Source organism: Limimaricola sp. G21655-S1, from assembly GCF_027213785.1.
In the GTDB taxonomy this organism is placed as follows: Bacteria; Pseudomonadota; Alphaproteobacteria; order Rhodobacterales; family Rhodobacteraceae; genus Limimaricola.
Map to the genome: position 1 here is coordinate 1 of NZ_JAPWGO010000018.1, position 18,820 is coordinate 18,820.

An 18,820-nucleotide genomic window follows, 5' to 3' on the forward strand; every position below is an offset into this window, starting at 1 on the left:
TCCACCCATCGCTTCGTCCTCCTCCTGACGAGATAAATCTATCTCAGTGGGCGGAGCACTTCAGTGGGGGCAGACCAATGACGATGAGGCTGAGTCCGCACGGGACGAGGCGGTCGAAGAGGCGAGCAAGCGCAGCGCTCCCCTTACTGAGTCCGAAGAGCGCCTTATCGAGCGGATGAGAGCCTGGGCCGAAGCCGCAGCCCACCGACCTGACTCGAAGGCGAAATCGATCATCGATTGGATCGAGAAGAATCTGAAGCCCGATGGCGAGTGGAACGAACGCCGTGTCATTCTATTCACGGAATACCGCACGACACATCAATGGCTTCATCAAATCCTCGCATCACATGGGTTCGGTGGTGACCGGCTCGCTGTCATTCATGGCAGTATGGACCATGATGAGCGTGAAAAGGTCAAAGCGGCCTTCCAGACAAACCCGCGCGATGCCGATGTTCGCATTCTGCTTGCAACCGATGCCGCCTCGGAAGGTATCGACCTGCAGAACTATTGTAACTGCCTGATCCACGTCGAGATACCTTACAACCCGAACGTGATGGAGCAACGTAACGGCCGGATCGATCGGCATGGCCAACGCCACGACGAAGTCTTGATCTGGCATCCTGTTGATGGCGGTGTGGCCGCAGGGGACACACTTGGCGGGCATGCCGACGACATCATTCGCGCCCTTACAAAACTCGAATCCATGCGCGAGGATATGGGTAGCGTAAACCCCGTCATCGCCCCGCAAATGGCAGACCTCATCGAAGGTACGCGGCGCGAGCTTGACACGCAGGAGGCCGAGGCGCGCGCAGCCAAGGCTAAGCGTTACGTTCGTGCGGAACGTGAACTCAAAGACCGTATAGCCAAGCTCCATGAGCGCCTACTTGAAACACGCAAGGACTTCCACCTTACACCCGATCGTGTATGCGCCGCTGTTCGAGTAGGTCTGGCACTGGCCGACAAGCCATCACTGGAACCTGTCGAATTGGAGGACGCGCCGTCTGGCACGGTCTTCAAGATGCCATCGCTGACGGGAACGTGGGCGAGATGCATGGAAGGGCTGCGCCATCCCCATACTGGAGAGATCAGGCCGATCACTTTCGATCATGCCGTCGCCAAGAACCGCGACGATGTCGTGCTCGTCCACCTCAATCACCGCTTGGTCCAGATGTGCCTCAGGCTAATGCGTGCCGAAGTTTGGGCTCAAGATGATGTAAAGAAACTTCATCGCGTTGATGTCAGAACCGTAGCTGGCGATACGCTTGATACGCCTGCCGTCGTGATCGTTTCGCGGCTCGTTATTACTGGCGGCAATCATCACAGATTACACGAAGAGCTCACAGTCTCAGGAGGTTATCTAAAAGCAAATGGCTTTGCGCGAGAAGCGCGGGTATCTCTCGTGAACGAGTGGCTGGATGGTGCCCGCTCATTGACGGCGCCCGAGGACCTGCTTGCAGAGATGTCCAGCAACTTTGCAGCAGCCAAGGATTCTATCATGCAGACGGTCGAGGCTCGCTCTCGGGATCGTCTCCGGAATCTCGAAAACACGCTGGAAACGAGAAAGCAGCAGGAGATCAAGAATATCGGCGCTGTTCTTGATGAGCTCAGCAAAGCGATCGAGGAAGAACTCGCGAAGGAATCCAAACCCGAGCAACTCGACTGGATCAAACAGCTACTGGAAGACGAGCGCACGCAAGTGCGACGTGACAATGAAGCCTTGAAGGCGCGCCTCGCCCGTATTCCAAAGGAGAGGGAGCAGGAAATCGAAGCGATCGAGCGACGCTACGATGGTTTTGCGGCGCGGACCTTTCCCGTCGCCGCCATCTTTCTCGTTCCTGACTCGCAGGTTTCTGGAGGCGCCGTATGAATACGATGAGCTTGCATGGCGAGTGGCTTTCGCTGATCGACATATCCGGTCCATTCTTGGCGGAACCGGTTTTGAAGGATGTGTTTCCCCAAGGACTCGATGAAGTCGACGTCGAGAAAAGAAGGCTCTTGCGCCAGGCATATGAAGAATGGCGCGATGCAATCGAACTCGGCGAGGATGATTTGTCGGCGATACACCAAGCCTGGGTCGATCTCGTTTTGCGGCAAGGACTGGAGCTAGACGAGGATGGCGCCGGTGACGTCCTGAAAGCTGGCAACGAGCTTCCCGAAGCACTGGCACATCGACTGCCTGAGTATGCCATTACCCTTAGTCCTGACTACGCCGTTGTCGATGATCGCAATGGCGACAGCGCTCTTATGCTCATCAAGGCATACGCCCACGATGCCGCTCTTGATAAACCGTTGAACTACGATGGTTGGGCTGCGAGCCCCGCTGAACGAATGGTGGAGCTCTGCCGGGCTACTGGTACGAGACTTGGTCTGGTCACCAATGGTGAGCAATGGATGCTGGTCGATGCGCCCGTCGGCGCTGTGACGACTTTCGCTAGTTGGTACGCAAGCCTCTGGAGCCAAGAGCCGAAGACCCTGCAGGCCTTTGTCAGTCTCCTTGGCGTTCGGCGCTTTTTTACTGGTAGCGATGAGCAGTTGCCGGCTTTGCTCGACGAGTCGCTCAAGCTCCAGGACGAGGTTACGGATGCACTTGGCGAACAGGTTCGGCGCGCCGTCGAAGTCCTAATCCAAGCGCTCGACCGCGCCGACCTCGATATTAATCGCGAACTGCTTGCTGGCGTAGAACCGACAGAGCTCTACGAAGCCGGGCTCACCGTGATGATGCGGATCGTTTTTCTGCTGTCGGCCGAAGAGCGCGATCTGCTGCTTCTAGGCGATGAAACCTACGAAACCAATTACGCGATATCGACGCTGCGCTTACAGCTGCGCGCCGAGTCCGAAGAAATTCTCGAACGCCGCTATGATGCATGGTCACGGCTTCTAGCGATCTTCCGCGCCGTGTATGGTGGCGTCGATCATGAAGAAATGCGATTGCCTGCCTTGGGTGGGTCGCTGTTTGATCCCGACCGCTTCCCTTTCCTGGAAGGGAGACTGAAGGGTTCACATTGGCGCGCAGACCCCGCGAAGCCGCTTCCAATCGACAATCGGACGGTGCTGTTGCTTCTGGACGCAGTGCAGCTATTCCAGGGGCGTACGCTGTCGTATCGCGAACTGGACGTCGAGCAGATCGGCTATGTGTATGAAGGTTTGTTGGAGCGCACCGTGGTTCGGGCCAAAGAAGTCACGCTGGACCTCGACGCGACCAAGAGCGCCAAGAAACCATGGGTGACGCTCGACGAGCTGGAAGAGGCCGCTGCGAAGAGCGCGGATGCAATCGCGGCTCTATTGAAAGAGCGGACCGGCAGTTCGCACAGCCGGGTAAAGAACGATCTCAAAAAGGCAGTCGATGCCGCCGATGCCGATCGCTTGTTGACGGCTTGTCATGGTGATCAGGCCCTAAGAAATCGTATTAAACCATATTTGCATCTTCTGCGTACGGACCGCTGGGGCTATCCGTTGGCCTATCCGATCGGGACCTTCATGGTTACGACGGGAACAGATCGCCGCGAAACGGGAACGCACTATACGCCGAAATCTCTTACCGATGCGATCGTTAAAGAGACGCTCGAACCGCTTGTCTATGTCGGGCCGGCAGAGGGAAAGCCGCGGGAAGAATGGAAGCTGAAATCACCTTCGGAGCTGCTTGATCTCAAGATTTGTGACCCGGCGATGGGTTCCGGAGCATTCCTCGTGCAGGTTTGCAGGTGGCTTGCCGAGCGTCTGGTCGAGGCCTGGCGAGAGGCGGAGGCGAACGGAAACGCCGTCTCGTCTGAGGGCATCGTCGTCGAGAAATGCAATGGACGTGAACCTCTCCGCGAGGATCCGGAAGAGCGGATGCTCACCGCGCGCCGCCTGATCGGCGAGCGCTGCCTGTATGGCGTCGACGTCAATCCACTTGCAGTCGAGCTTGCGAAGCTCTCGATTTGGTTGATCACGCTTGCGAAGGGGCGACCGTTCGGATTTCTAGATCACAATCTACGATCAGGTGATAGCCTGCTTGGTATACACGACATAGACCAGCTCCTTTATCTGGAAATGAAGCCAGGAATGGGTAGTAGCAGGAAGCTATTTGCGTCGAATATTGACCAAATCGTTAAGGAAGCAATCGATCTTAGGTTACAGCTTCGAAGAAGGCCAATTCGCGACATACGCGATGTCGAAGCAATGGCCGCACTTGATGAGCAGGCGCGCCAAAAACTAGCCTTGCCTGAGTTGATCGCCGATGCCTTGATTGGAGAAATTTTGGCAGCCCGTGGAAAGGCAGTAGATACGACTTCCATATCTATAGATGCCGGGCGCGCTATTGAAGGCGACAGCGATTTGATCGGAGCGCTGCGTACCCAAGCACTAGAAGGTTTAGGTGCCGACCTGACCCATGGAAGAGTCCGAAGATACCCGTTTCACTGGCCCCTTGAGTTTCCTGAAGTTTTTCAAACCGATAGACGTGGGTTCGACGCCGTCGTTGGGAATCCTCCCTTTATGGGTTGCAAATATATTTCCGAAAGCTTTGGTGATGCATACTTTAAATATCTTGCGGGCAGATTTGAGAAGTCAATAGGGCGCGCCGATCTTGTTGTTCAATTCTTCCTTCGGGCGATGCAAATATTGAACGATCCTGGTTTTTGCGGGCTGATTGGAACAAAGTCTATATCGCAAGGCGATACGAAGGAGGCCGGTCTGCAAACAATAATAGAGATGGGAGGAAAAATCTACTGCGCGAATAAGATGCTTCCTTGGCCCGGCACGGCATCTGTCGTGGTCAGCGTCGTCCATTTTTCCAAAGGACATCAATCTTTGCCATCGCGTATCAATGGCGAAGTTGTTACCGGCATCGATTCCTCCTTAAGCTTAGATGCAGGGCTTGGTAGAATTGCGCCGCTTGCGGAAAAGTCGAGGCTTAGCTTTATTGGATACATGCCGTTGGGAGAAGGTTTCGTAATTGACGGTGATGAGGCGAGGGCGCTCATAGAATCGGACCGCAAGAACATTGAGATCGTAAAGAAATACTTAACAGGAAAAGACTTTAACACGCAAACTGATAGGCTTGGTCATGAAAATATTATTGACTTCGGCGCCATGTCGATTGAAGAGGCGGAAGAATTTGTCGAGCCGCTAAAAGTCATTCGGGAAAGGGTAAAACCCTATCGTGACAAAGTTAACCGAAAGGCAAACCGTGAGAAATGGTGGCAGTTCGCTGAGGTTAGGCCTGGACTTCGCTCCGCCATCGCGGGGCTTGATCGAGTACTTGTTGTACCAATCGTTACGAAGCATATCAATTTCGCTTTTGCCGATGCTTCGATCTGTTTTAGCAACAAGTTTTGCATTATTCCTACCGAGGAGTACTCTGTTTTCGCTCTCTATCAATCATCAATTCATTTTGATTGGGTCTTGCGAAATCATACTACGTTGGGAAAGACATTAAACTATACACCGAAGTATTGCTTTGAGACATTTCCTGATCCTCAGGATATCTTCGTCGGGGGAGATCGGCAGTTTAACAGTCTCGGGCGTATTGGATTAGAATATCATAATCTTAGGGATAGCATTCAGTCAGATCGAGGGATTGGCCTGACAGGCTTATATAACTTATTTCATTCCAGTGGGTGTTCCGACGAGGACATTTGCTCCTTGCGGAGAGCTCATAGGGATATGGATCAGCTGGTATTCGAAGCCTATGATTGGGGTGATTTAGTTTTGGATTACGAATTTGCAGTTACGGATAGGGGCGAAATGTATTCCATAGCGGAGCCGGTGAGGGATAAGGTAGCTGGTCGGCTGATCGAGCTAAACAGGCGAAATATATGACCACAGACTTTAGATTCGATACTCTCAACTCATGGATTGCATTCAAAGGTTGCGTTCAAATTTTTCAGTTTCCTTTTGTGGCATTCGACTTTCGACAAAAGTTTGATTGTTGGCCCAGTGTTAGCTTGTCCGAGGGCTGCTTTGGTCGATCGTGGAACGAATGTAGTGAGGTTAAGTGGTAAGGGTTGTTCCTTTCATTGAATTGCCGATCGCCGATCTCTTGATCGATGCGGTCTACGAAGGTGCACCTGGTGGCCAGCTTTCAGGTGAGGCGCTTTCGAAGGTACTGCCTGGCACAGGAAATCTTGGTGGCTTCCGTGCGTCGGGCCGAGGTGACGACAAGAAATCCGTAGTGCTCTACACGAGTGGCGAGGATGCGGATTGGCCCGATCGGTTGGACACCAGCACCGGGCAGTTTGTCTACTACGGCGACAACAAGACGCCGGGCCACGAGCTTCATGATACCGATCGCGGCGGCAATCGGATTCTAAGGCGGGTTTTCGACCTTCTTCATTCCAGTCCGCCTCAGCGGGATCGTGTTCCGCCGTTCTTCATTTTCAGGAAGTATCCGACGGCGACCAGCGCACGCTCCGTGCAGTTCAAGGGACTTGCCGTTCCAGGCTTCATGGGGTTGCCCGCTACGGGCGATCTCGTCGCCGTTTGGAAGACGACGAAGGGGCAACGCTTCCAAAACTATCAGGCAACATTTACGGTCCTTGATACTGAGGTCATCTCGCGCGCGTGGCTCAATGATCTCGCGGCTGGCAATAGCCTGACTCCGAATGCGCCTAGCGCTTGGACTGACTGGGTTTTGCGCGGTCGGTACCGAGCCTTGGCAGCGGAAAGTACGACCGTCATTCGTGAGGTGTCGAGCCAAATACCAGATACCGCCACGAAAATTTCCATACTCGAATGCGTTTGGGAACACTTCAAAGACACGCCTCTGGCGTTCGAGGCATTCGCAGCGCGCGTCTTTCAGATGCACGATCCTCGCGTGATCGTAGATGAGGTGACACGCGCTTCCGTTGACGGGGGTCGCGACGCGGTCGGGCGATATCTGCTCGGTTTAAGCGACGATCCGGTGTACGCAGAGTACTCCTTGGAAGCTAAGTGCTATCGACCACCACTGATCGGCGCGACAGCAAATACTGTGGGCGTAAAGGAGGTCTCGCGTCTGATCTCCCGCATACGCCATCGGCAGTTCGGTGTTCTAGTGACGACATCGGTGATCGGGCGCCAGGCCTATGAAGAAGTGCGGGAAGACCGCCACCCAATCATTTTTCTAAGTGGCAAAGACATTGCAGACATACTGACGGCCAGCGGCTTCAACACGCCGGGGTTGGTCAAAGACATGCTTGACCGCGAGTTTGCGGTTTCGGGAGGTGCGAGATGAGTGTTGAGGCCGAGAAGCAGACAAAAAGCGCATGGATCGTTCAAGAGCAGAAGGTCCAGCTCGATGGTTTCGCGTTTCCTGCTTTTGCGTTCCGTTTGAACGGTGACCCGAAGCTGCGTTCGGGCTTGTCGATCGGTGACTGGGTTATCTTCGTCGGTGGAACTTGGAACGTGACGCGGCTTGGACGTGTGATGCGCGTTCGCTTGGACCGTGATGGTCTGACCGTCTATCTCGACAGATTTCAAGGACTGGAGAAACCGATCTCGGCATCGAGTATCGGGCTTTCGTCGCCGGCGAAAGGCGACGTCTCGCGCCTGGCGTGGGATGACTTCGAAGCAGCGGTATCGAAAGCGTTCGGTATAGCCGTCGCAGACGTCAAGCCGATCGAGGATCAGGCCTATATCCGGGAACTGCTTCAGTTGGCGGTCATGGACGATCTGCTCGGGCCCGCGAATGGACCGCACGAGCAGATTATCGATATGGGCGTGCGCGATCGGTACCTCGTTGGAAAACTCGCTCCGCGTCAAACTGCGACCGGTACATCGGGTGGCGTCGAGGGGCTTGAAGGGCCGCTTGAGCTAGAAGCCGAGGAAGACGAAGAGCCTGATGATCTTCAGGTTCACACTGGCCGCCATGAGACCGGTGCCGAGTTCGAGACAACGACTGGGCGCGTCGACGCCGAGGCTGAGGCGGCCGAAGAGATCGATGCCGGCAGTAACCAGTCGCTCGTGCCTTCGAGTATGGGACTGACTTTCTGTGTCGATGGCGATGTCGAAGCGATTGAGGTCGAAGCCCTGTGGGGTAAGTACGTTCGCGAGTACGAGCACGAACACACCAAAACGGTGAACCGAAAAATACGCGATGGCGAAGGCAATGTCGTAGAGAAACGTCAGGAAGAAATCAAAGCCAAGGTCTGGCAACGCGTGCCTTGTGGCGGGACCGTGAAGATCTCATTGAAGGAAGGGATCATCAAAGGGCAAAAACCGGATGCCGGCAATCCCGAAGTGCGCATTCAAGGAACTGTTCGTGGAAAGAATGCGAATGGCGACCGGATCGTCACGATCTTCTTGGTGAACGCCCAAGAGGAGCCAGAAGAAAACAAGGACAGTGCATGGGTTTTCCAACCGGAGATCGTCGTGCGCTCTCAAGGCGGAACCACAAGTAGCGCGATCTTTCGTCGTAGGTTGGCGATGCCGACCAAAGGCGACGATCCTGAACGCGATGCATTGGAAATGGTCTATCGCCGGCAGGTCGAATTTGCAGCCGGCCATGGCGTAGCCGTACATGCCGACACACTTACCGACGATCCTGAAAGTGCATTCGAAGTTCGAACGGTGATCATGCCCCAATACGAGGTGCCGGTCACTGAGACCCCAGGTTCGAAAGCGGAAGATCGGCCAGCAATGAAGAAGATGATCGCCGATGGTCATCTCGACATGAATGAACTCGCGGAACTCGAACGTGATGAGTTGATCGCTGCGCTGCAAGTCCTCACCGCGGATTATCGCGCATGGATTGAGGAGCAGGGGTCTAGGATCGGAGCCGATGTCCTTGGCCACGACACCCAAGCAGCTGCGGCTCTCGCTCGCTGTAAGGAGATCGAAGCAAGACTAGCTCAAGGCATCGCCGTGCTCGCCGATCCGTCCGACGACAAGGCACTAAAGGCGTTCCGTTTTGCCAACTTGGCGATGGCGCGGCAGCGCGTCCAAAGTATGTATGCCTTGTCTCGGCGACGTGGCGAGACAAAGGATTTAGCTGATTTCGATATTAGGAAGAACCGTTCCTGGAGACCGTTTCAGCTCGCCTTCGTCCTGCTGGCGCTTCCGTCTCTGGCAGACCCCGCTCACGCGGATCGCACCAAACCTCTGGATTCCCTTGCTGACCTTCTGTGGTTCCCAACCGGCGGCGGCAAGACGGAAGCCTACTTGGGTGTGGCCGCCTTCGCGATGGCGATCCGTCGTCTTCAAGGAAAGCTCGGCGGTTACGACGGCACCCGCGGACTTGGCGTCGTCATGCGCTACACCCTGAGGCTTCTGACGCTTCAGCAGTTTCAGCGGGCGTCAGCGCTTATCTGCGCGATGGAGGTGCTAAGACTGGAGGCCATCGCGTCAGGCGACACGAGCCTCGGGAATACGCCATTCACCATCGGGCTGTGGGTCGGAAACAAAGTGACACCAGGATCGACTGACGAAAGTCACAGTGCGATCAAAGATATCCGTGATCCCGATAAGTTCGATGCGGGAAGCACATCGCCCGCGCAACTTACAAGCTGTCCTTGGTGCGGCAGCGAGGTTTCCGACAAACGCGACATTTTCGTCGATAAACCGCAGAAGCGAACGATAATCTACTGTGGTGACAAGAAGAGTCGCTGCATTTTCTCCAAGGGGCAGTCGAGCGGCCGGCCCCATCCTGGTATCCCCGTAGTCGTCGTTGATGAAGAGATTTATCACCGTCCGCCGTCGATGATGATCGCGACGGTCGACAAATTCGCGCTGATGGCTTGGCGGGGAGAGGCACGGAATTTGTTCGGGCGCGCGACCCGTGAGTGCCCACGTCACGGTTTGCTCTGGCCGGGTTCGGATTGCAGCGGAAATCATCCGGCGAGTAAGGGATTGCCGCGCACCGAAGCGAAATCGATCAACCCGCTCAGGCCCCCCGATCTTATAATTCAGGACGAATTCCACCTGATCAGCGGACCACTGGGTACGATGGTCGGCCTCTACGAAACCGCAATCGACGAACTCTCGGGTTGGAAGCTCGACGGCAAGGTCGTGAAACCGAAAATCATCGCTTCGACGGCTACCGTTCGGAAAGCGCCCGAACAGGTCAATAATGTATTCATGAGACGTGTCGCGGTATTTCCGCCGCATGGCTTGGACATCGTTGACAACTTCTTTTCCGTGCAGCGCCCGATCAGCCAGATTCCGGGACGCCGCTATCTTGGCGTTTGTTCCCCCGGAAGCTCGCGTCCAGCGATGCTCATCCGCGTCTACACAGCGTTCCTGGCTGCTTCTCAGGCACTGTTCGACCATTTCGGCCAAGCAGCCGATCCGTATATGACTGGGGTAGGCTACTTCAATTCTCTACGTGAACTTGGCGGCATGAAGCGCCTTGCCGAAGATGACGTTCAGACTCGTGCTTATCGGGTCAACATGAGCATGGTCGACCGACCGGGGCTTGCGCAGCGAAGCATAAGCAACATCGACGAGCTGACATCGCGCGTTTCGAGCCGCGATATTCCCAAAAAGCTCGACCAACTGGAGATCAAATTCAAAGCGGAGTTCGATCCGGCGTCAGACAAGTTCGTCACCAAATGGGAGGACGGAGAACCACACGCCATCGATGTCGTGTTGGCGACGAACATGCTGTCAGTTGGCGTGGACGTGAACAGGCTGGGTCTAATGGTCGTCAATGGACAGCCGAAGGGCACTGCCGAGTACATTCAGGCGACAAGCCGTGTCGGCCGTGCGTCACCCGGTCTGGTATGCACCGTTCTGACATGGGCACGGCCACGCGATCTGTCACACTACGAGACCTTCGAACACTATCATGCGACGTTCTATAAGCACGTCGAAGCGCAATCGGTCACACCGTTTTCACCGCGGGCGATGGATCGTGGTCTGACTGGAGCGCTCGTCAGTATTTCGAGACTGGAAGACGACGATTTGAACCCAAACACGGGCGCCGGCGCATTGGACCGACCCGACAAGGACGCGATCAAGCATGCAGCCGCAATCATCGTGGATCGAGCTTGGAACGTGACCCAGGAAGCAAAGGTCAAGACATTGGCCTCGGACGAGATCAAATCTCGCATCGACGAGTGGTGCACGGAGGCCGGAAAGGGCGGACGGACTCTTGGTTATGAGAAGCGGGGTCCCGGCAAAGACACGATGGCGGCGCTTCTGAAGAAGCCAGGAATCAAAGCTTGGGACGACTTCACCGTACCGATGTCGATGCGCGAAGTTGAGCCAGGAGTTCGCCTGGTGATGAGTAAAGTCAAGAGTGGCGCGGGCCCCGATTGGACGCCTCCACCTCTGGAGACCAAAGACGGGGAAGGTGATGAATGAGCAACGATCGAGTTCCTGTAGGGCAGGTAAGGCCCTCGCAACTGCTTTGGACCTACGGCCCTGGTGCGTTGATCGATCTGCCGAATCTTTCGGTCGTGACGCTCGGTATCGACCGTTGGGATAAGAGCCGATGCCAACCGATCGACGAAGCGCGCCTTTTGGCAGCTGTCAGGCGTGTTCTTGGACCCCAGGTCGAGACTTTTCGTGTTCCGCCGTTCACGCGCGAAGAAAACGTAGAAAGGTACTCGGCGGAGGCGCTCATCGGCGTTCCCGTGCGCCCGTTTCCACGCTGGCTGAGGTGCGTAAAGTGCGGCCTACTCTCTGAGTACGACCTTGGGCTCTTCGAGTGCAAAGATCACTTCAAGCCTGAGCGAACACGTTTCGTCCACAAGGACTGCCGGGGGTCAAAGGGAGACCAAAAGCCCAAAGACGCGGATGCCGTTCCGGCTCGCTTCTTGCTCGCTTGCCGATCGGGACACCTTGACGACTTCCCGTGGCACTATTTCGTTCATAGTGGCTCCTCGGCTTGCAAAGGCACGCTGCGCTTCTTCGAAAGTGGTGCATCGCTGCAGACCGAAAACCTGTGGGTGAAGTGCGATACCTGTGGCGCTTCGAGGAATATGGCGCACGCTTTTGGCAAAGCTGGGAAAGACAATTTGCCGGCTTGTCGTGGGCGGCATCCTCACCTCGATGACTTTGACGACAATTGCCAGCAGCAAGCCCGCGCAGTGCTTCTGGGCGCTACCAACAGCTGGTTCCCGCTGACGCTCTCCGCTTTGGCCATACCCGTGTCCGTTGGTTCCGCTCGCGATATCGTCGAGGCACTTTGGGATGACTTCGAAGACGTCGAAGACAAGGCAGAATTGAAAGGGCTTCTCAAGGCTCTCAGGAAGCGAGAAGCCATTCCAGGGCTGGACGACTTTACAATCGATGAAATCTGGGAGGCCATCGAAGCCAAGAAGTCTGGTGAAGACACCGGTGCTATCGACGCGTCTGATATCAAAGGTCCGGAATGGAAGGTGCTTACCAATCCGAACCCTCCGACGGACTGGCCTCATTTTCTGAGTAAGACAGTCAATTCACCCAAAGGCTTCGAAACCAAAATCGCGTCCGTTCTTCTACTCGAACGCCTACGAGAGGTGAACGCTCTGCTGGGGTTCACTCGCGTGGAGGCTCCAGAAGAGGGGGGTGACCCTAATGAAAGACCTGCTCGCGCCAGTCTATGCAAAGGTGCGCCGGAGTGGATTCCTGCCTCCGAAGTTCACGGTGAAGGCATATTCCTTCGCTTCGACGAGAAGGCGCTAAGCGCTTGGGAAGCGAAGGATGAGGTCAAGCGTCGCGATGCGCTGCTCGTCGCCGGGCATCGTGGCTGGCGCACAGCAAGACGTCTCGATCCCGACGAGAACTATCCAGGTATTCGATATGCCATGCTGCACACGCTTTCCCACATGTTGATTAGGGAACTGGCTCTTGAATGCGGCTACAACGCTGCAAGCATACGAGAACGTATTTATGCGGAAACGACGGGAAAAGAAAAGCAAGCGGGGATTCTGATCTACACTGCGGCCGCAGACTCCGACGGGACACTGGGTGGTCTAGTCGACCTCGGTAATCCCGAGAATCTCGGGCGACTCTTGCGGCAAGCGCTGCAACGCGGGCAAGTCTGTTCTTCGGACCCGCTCTGCTCCGAGCATAATCCCGAAAAGGATCGCTCGCTTCACGCCGCGGCATGCCACGCCTGTTCTTTTGTTTCCGAAACGTCTTGTGAGCTGGGAAATCGCTACATCGACCGGGCACTGGTCCTTCCAACGCTGGATGTCAGCGACGCCGCATTTTTCGAGTGAGGGGGTAGTGTGAAGGAGCTTCTCGAAGTTATTGCGGACATCGCCACAAACACGCCTCAGGGAAAAGTCGAACAGCTAGGAAGCCTGATTACGAAGTCGTCTGGCCCCCTCGATGCAGTAACCTTTGACGTCTGGACTACGGCCCCCGAGTCCAGGTCTCGCCTAAAACGCTTGATCGACGCTTGGAAAGTTTTGCCGGAACTCTCACCAGTAGAGTTGTCTGCAATGCTTCGTGCCGCCAGCTATGTCCACAACAAAGTCAGCAACGAGCAATCCATCGAACTCGTATGGACTGGTCCTTCTAGCGCGATGGTCCCGACCCGGAAAACCGAGCAGGCATTGCTGCAGGTCATCAATGCCGCGCAGGATCGACTTTTCGTGACGAGCTTTGTGACCTACAAAGTCGGATCGATTGTGGACGCGCTCAATAAATCCACGGCGCGAGGTGTTAACGTATCCATCCTATTGGAGCGAAGCGAAGCCGACGGGGGTGGCGTCTCCAATGACGGCATAGGCGCGATGAAGAAGAGCGTGCCGAACGCCAAGCTGTATTACTGGGCAAATCGAGTTGACGCATTCAGTGGTGGAAAGGTCCATGCAAAGGTTGCCGTGGCCGATGAAAATCTTTGCTTCATTTCGAGCGCTAACCTCACGGGACATGCCATGGAGAAAAACATGGAGGCCGGTGTCCTTATCGATGGTGGAACCACACCTCAGAAGTTGCAGCGGCACCTGGAAGCTCTAGTGACAACTAAACAACTTAGCCGCGCTTAGATGGACACGGTCGATCGTGATACTCGCTCCCGGATAATGTCAGCCGTCGGGCAAAAGAATACTGGCCCCGAGATGCGTCTGCGCTCGGCGCTCCATAAAAGGGGCGTAAGGTTTCGGTTGCACGATCGGAAGTTGCCCGGAAGCCCCGATCTCGTCTTGCCAAAGTATCGGTCAGTAATTTTCGTACATGGCTGCTATTGGCACCGGCATGGTTGCTACCGCTCCACCACGCCGAAATCGCGAAAGGAATTCTGGGCAGAAAAATTCGAAGCCAATGTCGCGCGTGATCGCCGAGACGCCGATCGATTGATCGATCTCGGCTGGCGTGTTCTGGTCGTTTGGGAATGCGCCTTGATCGGAAAGACGGCATGCTCTCCCGAAGAGGTAGGCGAAAGAGTCCATGCTTGGTTGCGCAGCAGCCAAGTGCACGGTGAGGTTTCTGGCGAAGTCAGTGGATAAACCTAATTGGCGTTGTTCCTGCCTGCACCACACTGGGCTACCATCACCATATCAGGGGATGGGAACAGATCATCGTGGCGACCAAAGAAGACATACTCGAACAAATCGTCGAGGAGTACCTCGTCCATAAAGGGTACTTCGTCCAGCACAACATCAAGTTCTTACCCAGAAAAGATCATCCCGACTACATCCAGAATAAGGACTCCAACCACAGCGACATCGACGTGATTGGCTATCATCCAACCTTGGAAGGCGATCGGAAGGTGCTCGTCGTGAGCTGCAAGAGTTGGCAATCTGGTTTTCGTCCCGCGTCGGAAATCGATGCAATCGAAAATGACAAGACCAAGCGCGGCCGGAAGGCCTGGCAGGCGTTCCGCGAGCTTACCGTGCCTAAGTGGTCGGAAGCCTTTGTCACAGCCGTCCGAGAAGCTACCGGTACAGATCGGTTTACCTACGTCCTGGCTGTTGCCAAAGTCGTAGGGGACAAGGCTGTCTGGGAGTCTCATTCGCCATTCAGTGAAGCGATCGGCGGAAACCCTGTCACGATATTGACTTTTAGGGATATGGTCTTGGAAATTCAAAGCCGGTTGACCACCACGCTGGCTGCGACTGAGGTCGGCCGCATGCTGCAGATGTTTCATGCTGCCGGCATTCATGTCGAGGCTGATTGAACTCCTTTCGCCTTCTTCCCTTGAGGTTTGACGCTTTGTCTGGCCGAACGCGCCGTCCGGTCAACGGGCTGCCCGCACCACCCTTGCCGCCTGCGGCCTGAAGCCTTGGCGCAAGGCCGTATTGCCCGTGTCCCCGCTAAAGCGGGTGACCGTCCGGCTTTAGCCTTCGGCCTTCTTCTTTCGCGTCCTCAGGGACTTACAGCGAAAGGAGAACATCATGACTACCCACGACACACAGCGGCAGGACATCTACAGCCGCATCACCGATCAGATCATCGCCCATCTGGAGAAAGGCGTGAAACCCTGGACCCAGCCCTGGAACGCCGCACATGCCGCAGGTCCTGTCACGCGGCCGCTCCGCTTCAACGGCGATCCCTACAGCGGCATCAACATCCTGACCCTCTGGGCTTCCGCGATGGAGCGCAGCTTTGCCGCCCCGATCTGGATGACCTTCCGTCAGGCCCGCGAGCTCGGTGGCCATGTCCGCAAGGGCGAGAAGGGCACCCCCGTAGTCTACGCCAACACCATCCAGCGCACCGAACTCGACGAGAAGTCCGGCGAAGACGTCGATGTCACCATCCCCTTCATGAAGGGCTACACCGTCTTCAACGTCGATCAGATCGAAGACCTGCCTACGCACTACTACGCCGTCGCCGACGGTGCCGTGAATCCCGACGAACGGGATGCCCGTGCCGAGGCGTTCTTTGCCTCCACAGGTGCCCGCATCCTCAACGGCGGCAACGCGGCCTTCTATCGTCCGGCGTCCGATCACATCCAGATGCCGATGTTCGAGGCCTTTTTCGATGCGCAGGGCTATTACGCCACGCTGGCCCATGAGTGCATCCACTGGACCCGTCATCCGTCACGGCTGGATCGCAGTTTCGAGCAGCAGCGCTTCGGCGATGTCGGCTACGCCAAGGAAGAGCTCGTTGCCGAGCTGGGCGCGGCGTTCCTGTCCGCCGATCTCGGACTGAAGCTCGAAGACCGTCAGGACCATGTCGCCTATTTCGGCTCATGGCTGCAGGTGCTGCGCGATGACAAGCGCGCCATCTTCGCCGCTGCAGCCCATGCGCAGCGTGCTGCCGATTTTCTGCACAAGCTCCAGCCGGTGGAAATGCTGGACGCTGCCGAGTGAGGCAGCAACACCGATCGCCTTGTCAGTGCGGCGGTCGGTGCTTTCATTCGTCCTACGCGGATTTCCCAATCCTGATGAGATGTTTCATGAAGGAAGAGGTGATCTCGAATATGAACTCGATCTCTTCTTCAATCACACCTTCATTGTGTTTGACGTAGCTGTTCTGATACTTGGCGTAATAGTCCAGGAGCTTCACAAACATATTCGAAAGCTCTTTCGACCCGCCATTGCCGGTGATGTATTTCCCGAGCGCTGAGAGCTGGTTTTCTAGGGATTTGTCATTGCCCAGAATGGATTTCAGCAGGGATTCAAGGGACAGTCGAAGATCGTCCAGAAGATTGCGCAGAAACACGCCGCCGTCATATTTCTGTAGGGCGCTGTTGTACGATGCCAGCGCACCGGGGTGCTGGTCGAGCCAGTGCTTCGTCTCTTCGATCAGGGTCTCGTTGATATCCGCGCCGTCGGCCTCTCCGGAGAACTGCTGATAACGCGTCACAAGGCGAATTTTCAGGTCATCGCGCTTCTTGCTCCCGGTCGGGGCGAAGGAGCGATGGTCGCAAAGCTCTTTGATAATCCTGTACTGTTGCGGACCCGAAAAAGCCTGCAAGTTCTCGAACAATGCAGTGCGCTTGTTTGGGGCATCGAATGGGTAGGTCTGGTGCGGGATGTTCACGTCATATTCAACGGCATAGGCTGCCGTTTCCTTGACGATATTGCCGCCACTCAAGCCGGACTTCGTGTCCGCCAGGATATCGGTCGCGTATTGAATAAAGGTCGCCGGGATTTTTTCTTCAAACATGTCGTATGCTGCTGCTCTTCTTCGGATTTTTCGTTGTTTACGTCACTTCACACTAATACGTCGATGGGTGAAACCACCTCAGGCACTTTTGTTCCAACAAGGCGATCAAGTCCGGCGCATTGCGCTTGAAGCGATCGGGCACGTCCAGACTTACCATCGGCGTATCGCCGAGTTCTTCCGCGAACCGCTCGCGCACTGTTTCGGCGTAGCCCTTTTCCATCGTCAGGATCAGATCAGCCCATTCAACCATCTCGGCGGTCAGCGGCCTGATCGCGTCGCTGCCGACACCGGCGGACAATGTCCCGATGCCGGGGCGGCCGGCAAAGTGATGTTCCGCAGTTGGGCTTCTGATCAGGTTGCTGGAGCAGACAAACAGGATGCGCATGCCTGCTTATCGCTGATCGGCACCCGAGCGGGAAGGGTGGCGATGAGCAGGGGGTAGTTGTTATGTCGCTCGCTTTGCCGGGTTTCCTCAATCTTTGACGCTCTGTCTGGCCGAACGCGCCGTCCGGTCAATGGGCTGCCCGCACCACCCCTCCGCCTTGGCGAAGGGCCGTGTTGCCCGTGTGACTGGCCGGCTCACCCGTCCGGTCTTTTGTCTCCGCGTCTTGAGGAAAACCCGAACAAAGGAGACGAACATGAAACTCTTGACCCAATCCATCCGCGACCAGCTTCTGCGCAACGGTCGCCTGCGGTTCAGCGCCGACGAGGCAGGCGAGGACGATCCCGACTTTCTGCCGGTGGTCAAACTCTTCACGCCTGATGCGGGCTGCACCTGGCTGCTGACCGAGCTCGATCCCGAAGACAACGACATCGCCTTCGGTCTTTGCGATCTCGGTGTTGGCTTCCCCGAACTAGGCACGGTGCGGATTTCCGAGCTGGAAGAAGTGAAAGGCCTTCTCGGCTTGCCCGTGGAGCGCGACCTCAACTTCAGTCCAAAACACCCGATCTCCGTCTACTCCTCGGCAGCATGGTATGCCGCCAGCATTACCGAGCGGCCCGACGACCTGGACGCCGCAGCGCGAAAATGCGCTGAGTAGCTGGAAAACCATCATCTCGAAGAAGGGCGCCTCAGCGCTCTTCTTTTTCTTCGCAAGTCGTTGCTTAGTTACGGTTCATTCCGTGCTCGCCGCGCGTCAGCAGTATCCGCTTCCAGAAAGTCTCGCGCGCGATAATCGTTTCGTCGGGAACCCGCACTGCGCGGTGTTCAAGCAATGCGAAGCGAAAATTGGTGCGGCAGTAATCCAGGCCCTGCTGGTCGACCAACCCGCGCAGGTCAACGTTGCCACCATGTCCGGTCTCGGTATAAGCGCGCCAGCGCGACCACAGACCCTGATCACCATATGCCGACCCAACATAGCGCCGTCCCGTGCGCACGTCGGTGATGAGGTAGATGCCTTTGACGTTCTCCAGCGCAGCGCGCCAGTCGAGGCGGTCGTTGCGGATCAGGGTCTCAAGCTCCTCGAATGCGAGATCGATGTCCTCGTATCCGGGGAAGCTCCTTCCCGAATAGGGCTCGCGCAAAATTTTCAGGACTTCGAAATTCTCGTAGTGCCTCTCCATCGTGGGGCGCGTCGTTCTTTCACGATATGGATATCGCAGCTTCAGGCGACCCGAAAAACCTACGCCCTGATCCGTCAGCTCCACTTCATATCGATCCGCGTGGCGGTGAAGAACGCGGAAAACTCCGCCAAACAGCCAACAATCTGTCTCGTGGTAGAACTGGATCAGTGAGAATATCAACGGTCTGTTGAAGTCATCGCGACCCGGCCAGTATTCCTGCCAGCCCTGCCACTCCTGGTGGTTGCGTGCCCAGACCTCTAGCGGCTGCGAATGACCGTTTCAGCGCGCGAAGTGAATTTTGTAGTCACGCTGG

At 56.1% G+C, this 18,820-nt stretch carries 13 protein-coding genes; 10 read left to right on the forward strand and 3 right to left on the reverse strand.

Translation table 11 applies throughout. The features are described 5' to 3' along the window. Nucleotides 1-46 precede the first annotated feature (46 nt). The 9 genes from drmD to O4G76_RS15790 all read left to right on the forward strand — a co-directional run bounded on the left by drmD (nucleotide 47) and on the right by O4G76_RS15790 (nucleotide 16,145). On the forward strand, nucleotides 47-1,867 hold the full coding sequence (gene drmD / locus O4G76_RS15750; RefSeq protein ID WP_269398209.1) for a DISARM system SNF2-like helicase DrmD: 1,821 nt from the start codon (nucleotides 47-49) through the stop codon (nucleotides 1,865-1,867). Continuing rightward, entirely contained in the window at nucleotides 1,864-5,802 is a 3,939-nt protein-coding gene (locus O4G76_RS15755; RefSeq protein ID WP_269398210.1) for an Eco57I restriction-modification methylase domain-containing protein, read from the forward strand. Before drmD ends, O4G76_RS15755 begins: the two co-directional genes overlap by 4 nt. A gap of 175 nt (nucleotides 5,803-5,977) precedes the next feature. After that, a complete protein-coding gene (locus tag O4G76_RS15760) occupies nucleotides 5,978-7,195 on the forward strand; it encodes a restriction endonuclease (RefSeq protein WP_269398211.1) in 1,218 nt (405 codons plus the stop codon). Continuing rightward, complete coding sequence (gene drmA / locus O4G76_RS15765) at nucleotides 7,192-11,262, forward strand: DISARM system helicase DrmA (protein ID WP_269398212.1); 4,071 nt, start codon at nucleotides 7,192-7,194, stop codon at nucleotides 11,260-11,262. Before O4G76_RS15760 ends, drmA begins: the two co-directional genes overlap by 4 nt. Continuing rightward, nucleotides 11,259-13,106: a DUF1998 domain-containing protein gene (drmB, locus tag O4G76_RS15770; protein WP_269398213.1), complete on the forward strand. Its 1,848-nt coding sequence runs from the start codon at nucleotides 11,259-11,261 to the stop codon at nucleotides 13,104-13,106. Before drmA ends, drmB begins: the two co-directional genes overlap by 4 nt. 9 nt (nucleotides 13,107-13,115) lie before the next feature. Next, nucleotides 13,116-13,880 (forward strand): DISARM system phospholipase D-like protein DrmC, encoded by a 765-nt coding sequence (gene drmC / locus O4G76_RS15775; RefSeq protein ID WP_269398214.1) that lies wholly within the window; start codon nucleotides 13,116-13,118, stop codon nucleotides 13,878-13,880. Nucleotides 13,881-13,916: 36 nt separating this feature from the next. After that, a complete protein-coding gene (locus O4G76_RS15780) occupies nucleotides 13,917-14,339 on the forward strand; it encodes a very short patch repair endonuclease (RefSeq protein ID WP_306467342.1) in 423 nt (140 codons plus the stop codon). A gap of 74 nt (nucleotides 14,340-14,413) precedes the next feature. Further along, on the forward strand, nucleotides 14,414-15,010 hold the full coding sequence (locus O4G76_RS15785; protein ID WP_269398216.1) for a hypothetical protein: 597 nt from the start codon (nucleotides 14,414-14,416) through the stop codon (nucleotides 15,008-15,010). Between the two features lie 217 nt (nucleotides 15,011-15,227). Then, on the forward strand, nucleotides 15,228-16,145 hold the full coding sequence (locus O4G76_RS15790) for an ArdC family protein (RefSeq protein WP_269398217.1): 918 nt from the start codon (nucleotides 15,228-15,230) through the stop codon (nucleotides 16,143-16,145). A gap of 52 nt (nucleotides 16,146-16,197) precedes the next feature. Here O4G76_RS15790 and O4G76_RS15795 read toward each other — a convergent pair whose 3' ends face one another. Both O4G76_RS15795 and O4G76_RS15800 read right to left on the reverse strand, forming a co-directional pair. Then, nucleotides 16,198-16,944 (reverse strand): hypothetical protein, encoded by a 747-nt coding sequence (locus O4G76_RS15795; RefSeq protein WP_269398218.1) that lies wholly within the window; start codon nucleotides 16,942-16,944, stop codon nucleotides 16,198-16,200. A gap of 52 nt (nucleotides 16,945-16,996) precedes the next feature. Further along, nucleotides 16,997-17,329, reverse strand: coding sequence for a hypothetical protein (locus tag O4G76_RS15800; RefSeq protein WP_269398219.1), 333 nt, complete (start codon nucleotides 17,327-17,329; stop codon nucleotides 16,997-16,999). A gap of 253 nt (nucleotides 17,330-17,582) precedes the next feature. Here O4G76_RS15800 and O4G76_RS15805 point away from each other — a divergent pair, with 253 nt between their 5' ends. Next, nucleotides 17,583-17,984: a DUF2958 domain-containing protein gene (locus tag O4G76_RS15805; protein ID WP_269398220.1), complete on the forward strand. Its 402-nt coding sequence runs from the start codon at nucleotides 17,583-17,585 to the stop codon at nucleotides 17,982-17,984. Between the two features lie 64 nt (nucleotides 17,985-18,048). Here the strand turns inward: O4G76_RS15805 and O4G76_RS15810 are convergent, their stop codons facing one another. After that, a complete protein-coding gene (locus O4G76_RS15810; RefSeq protein ID WP_269398221.1) occupies nucleotides 18,049-18,687 on the reverse strand; it encodes a GIY-YIG nuclease family protein in 639 nt (212 codons plus the stop codon). Nucleotides 18,688-18,820: the final 133 nt, after the last annotated feature.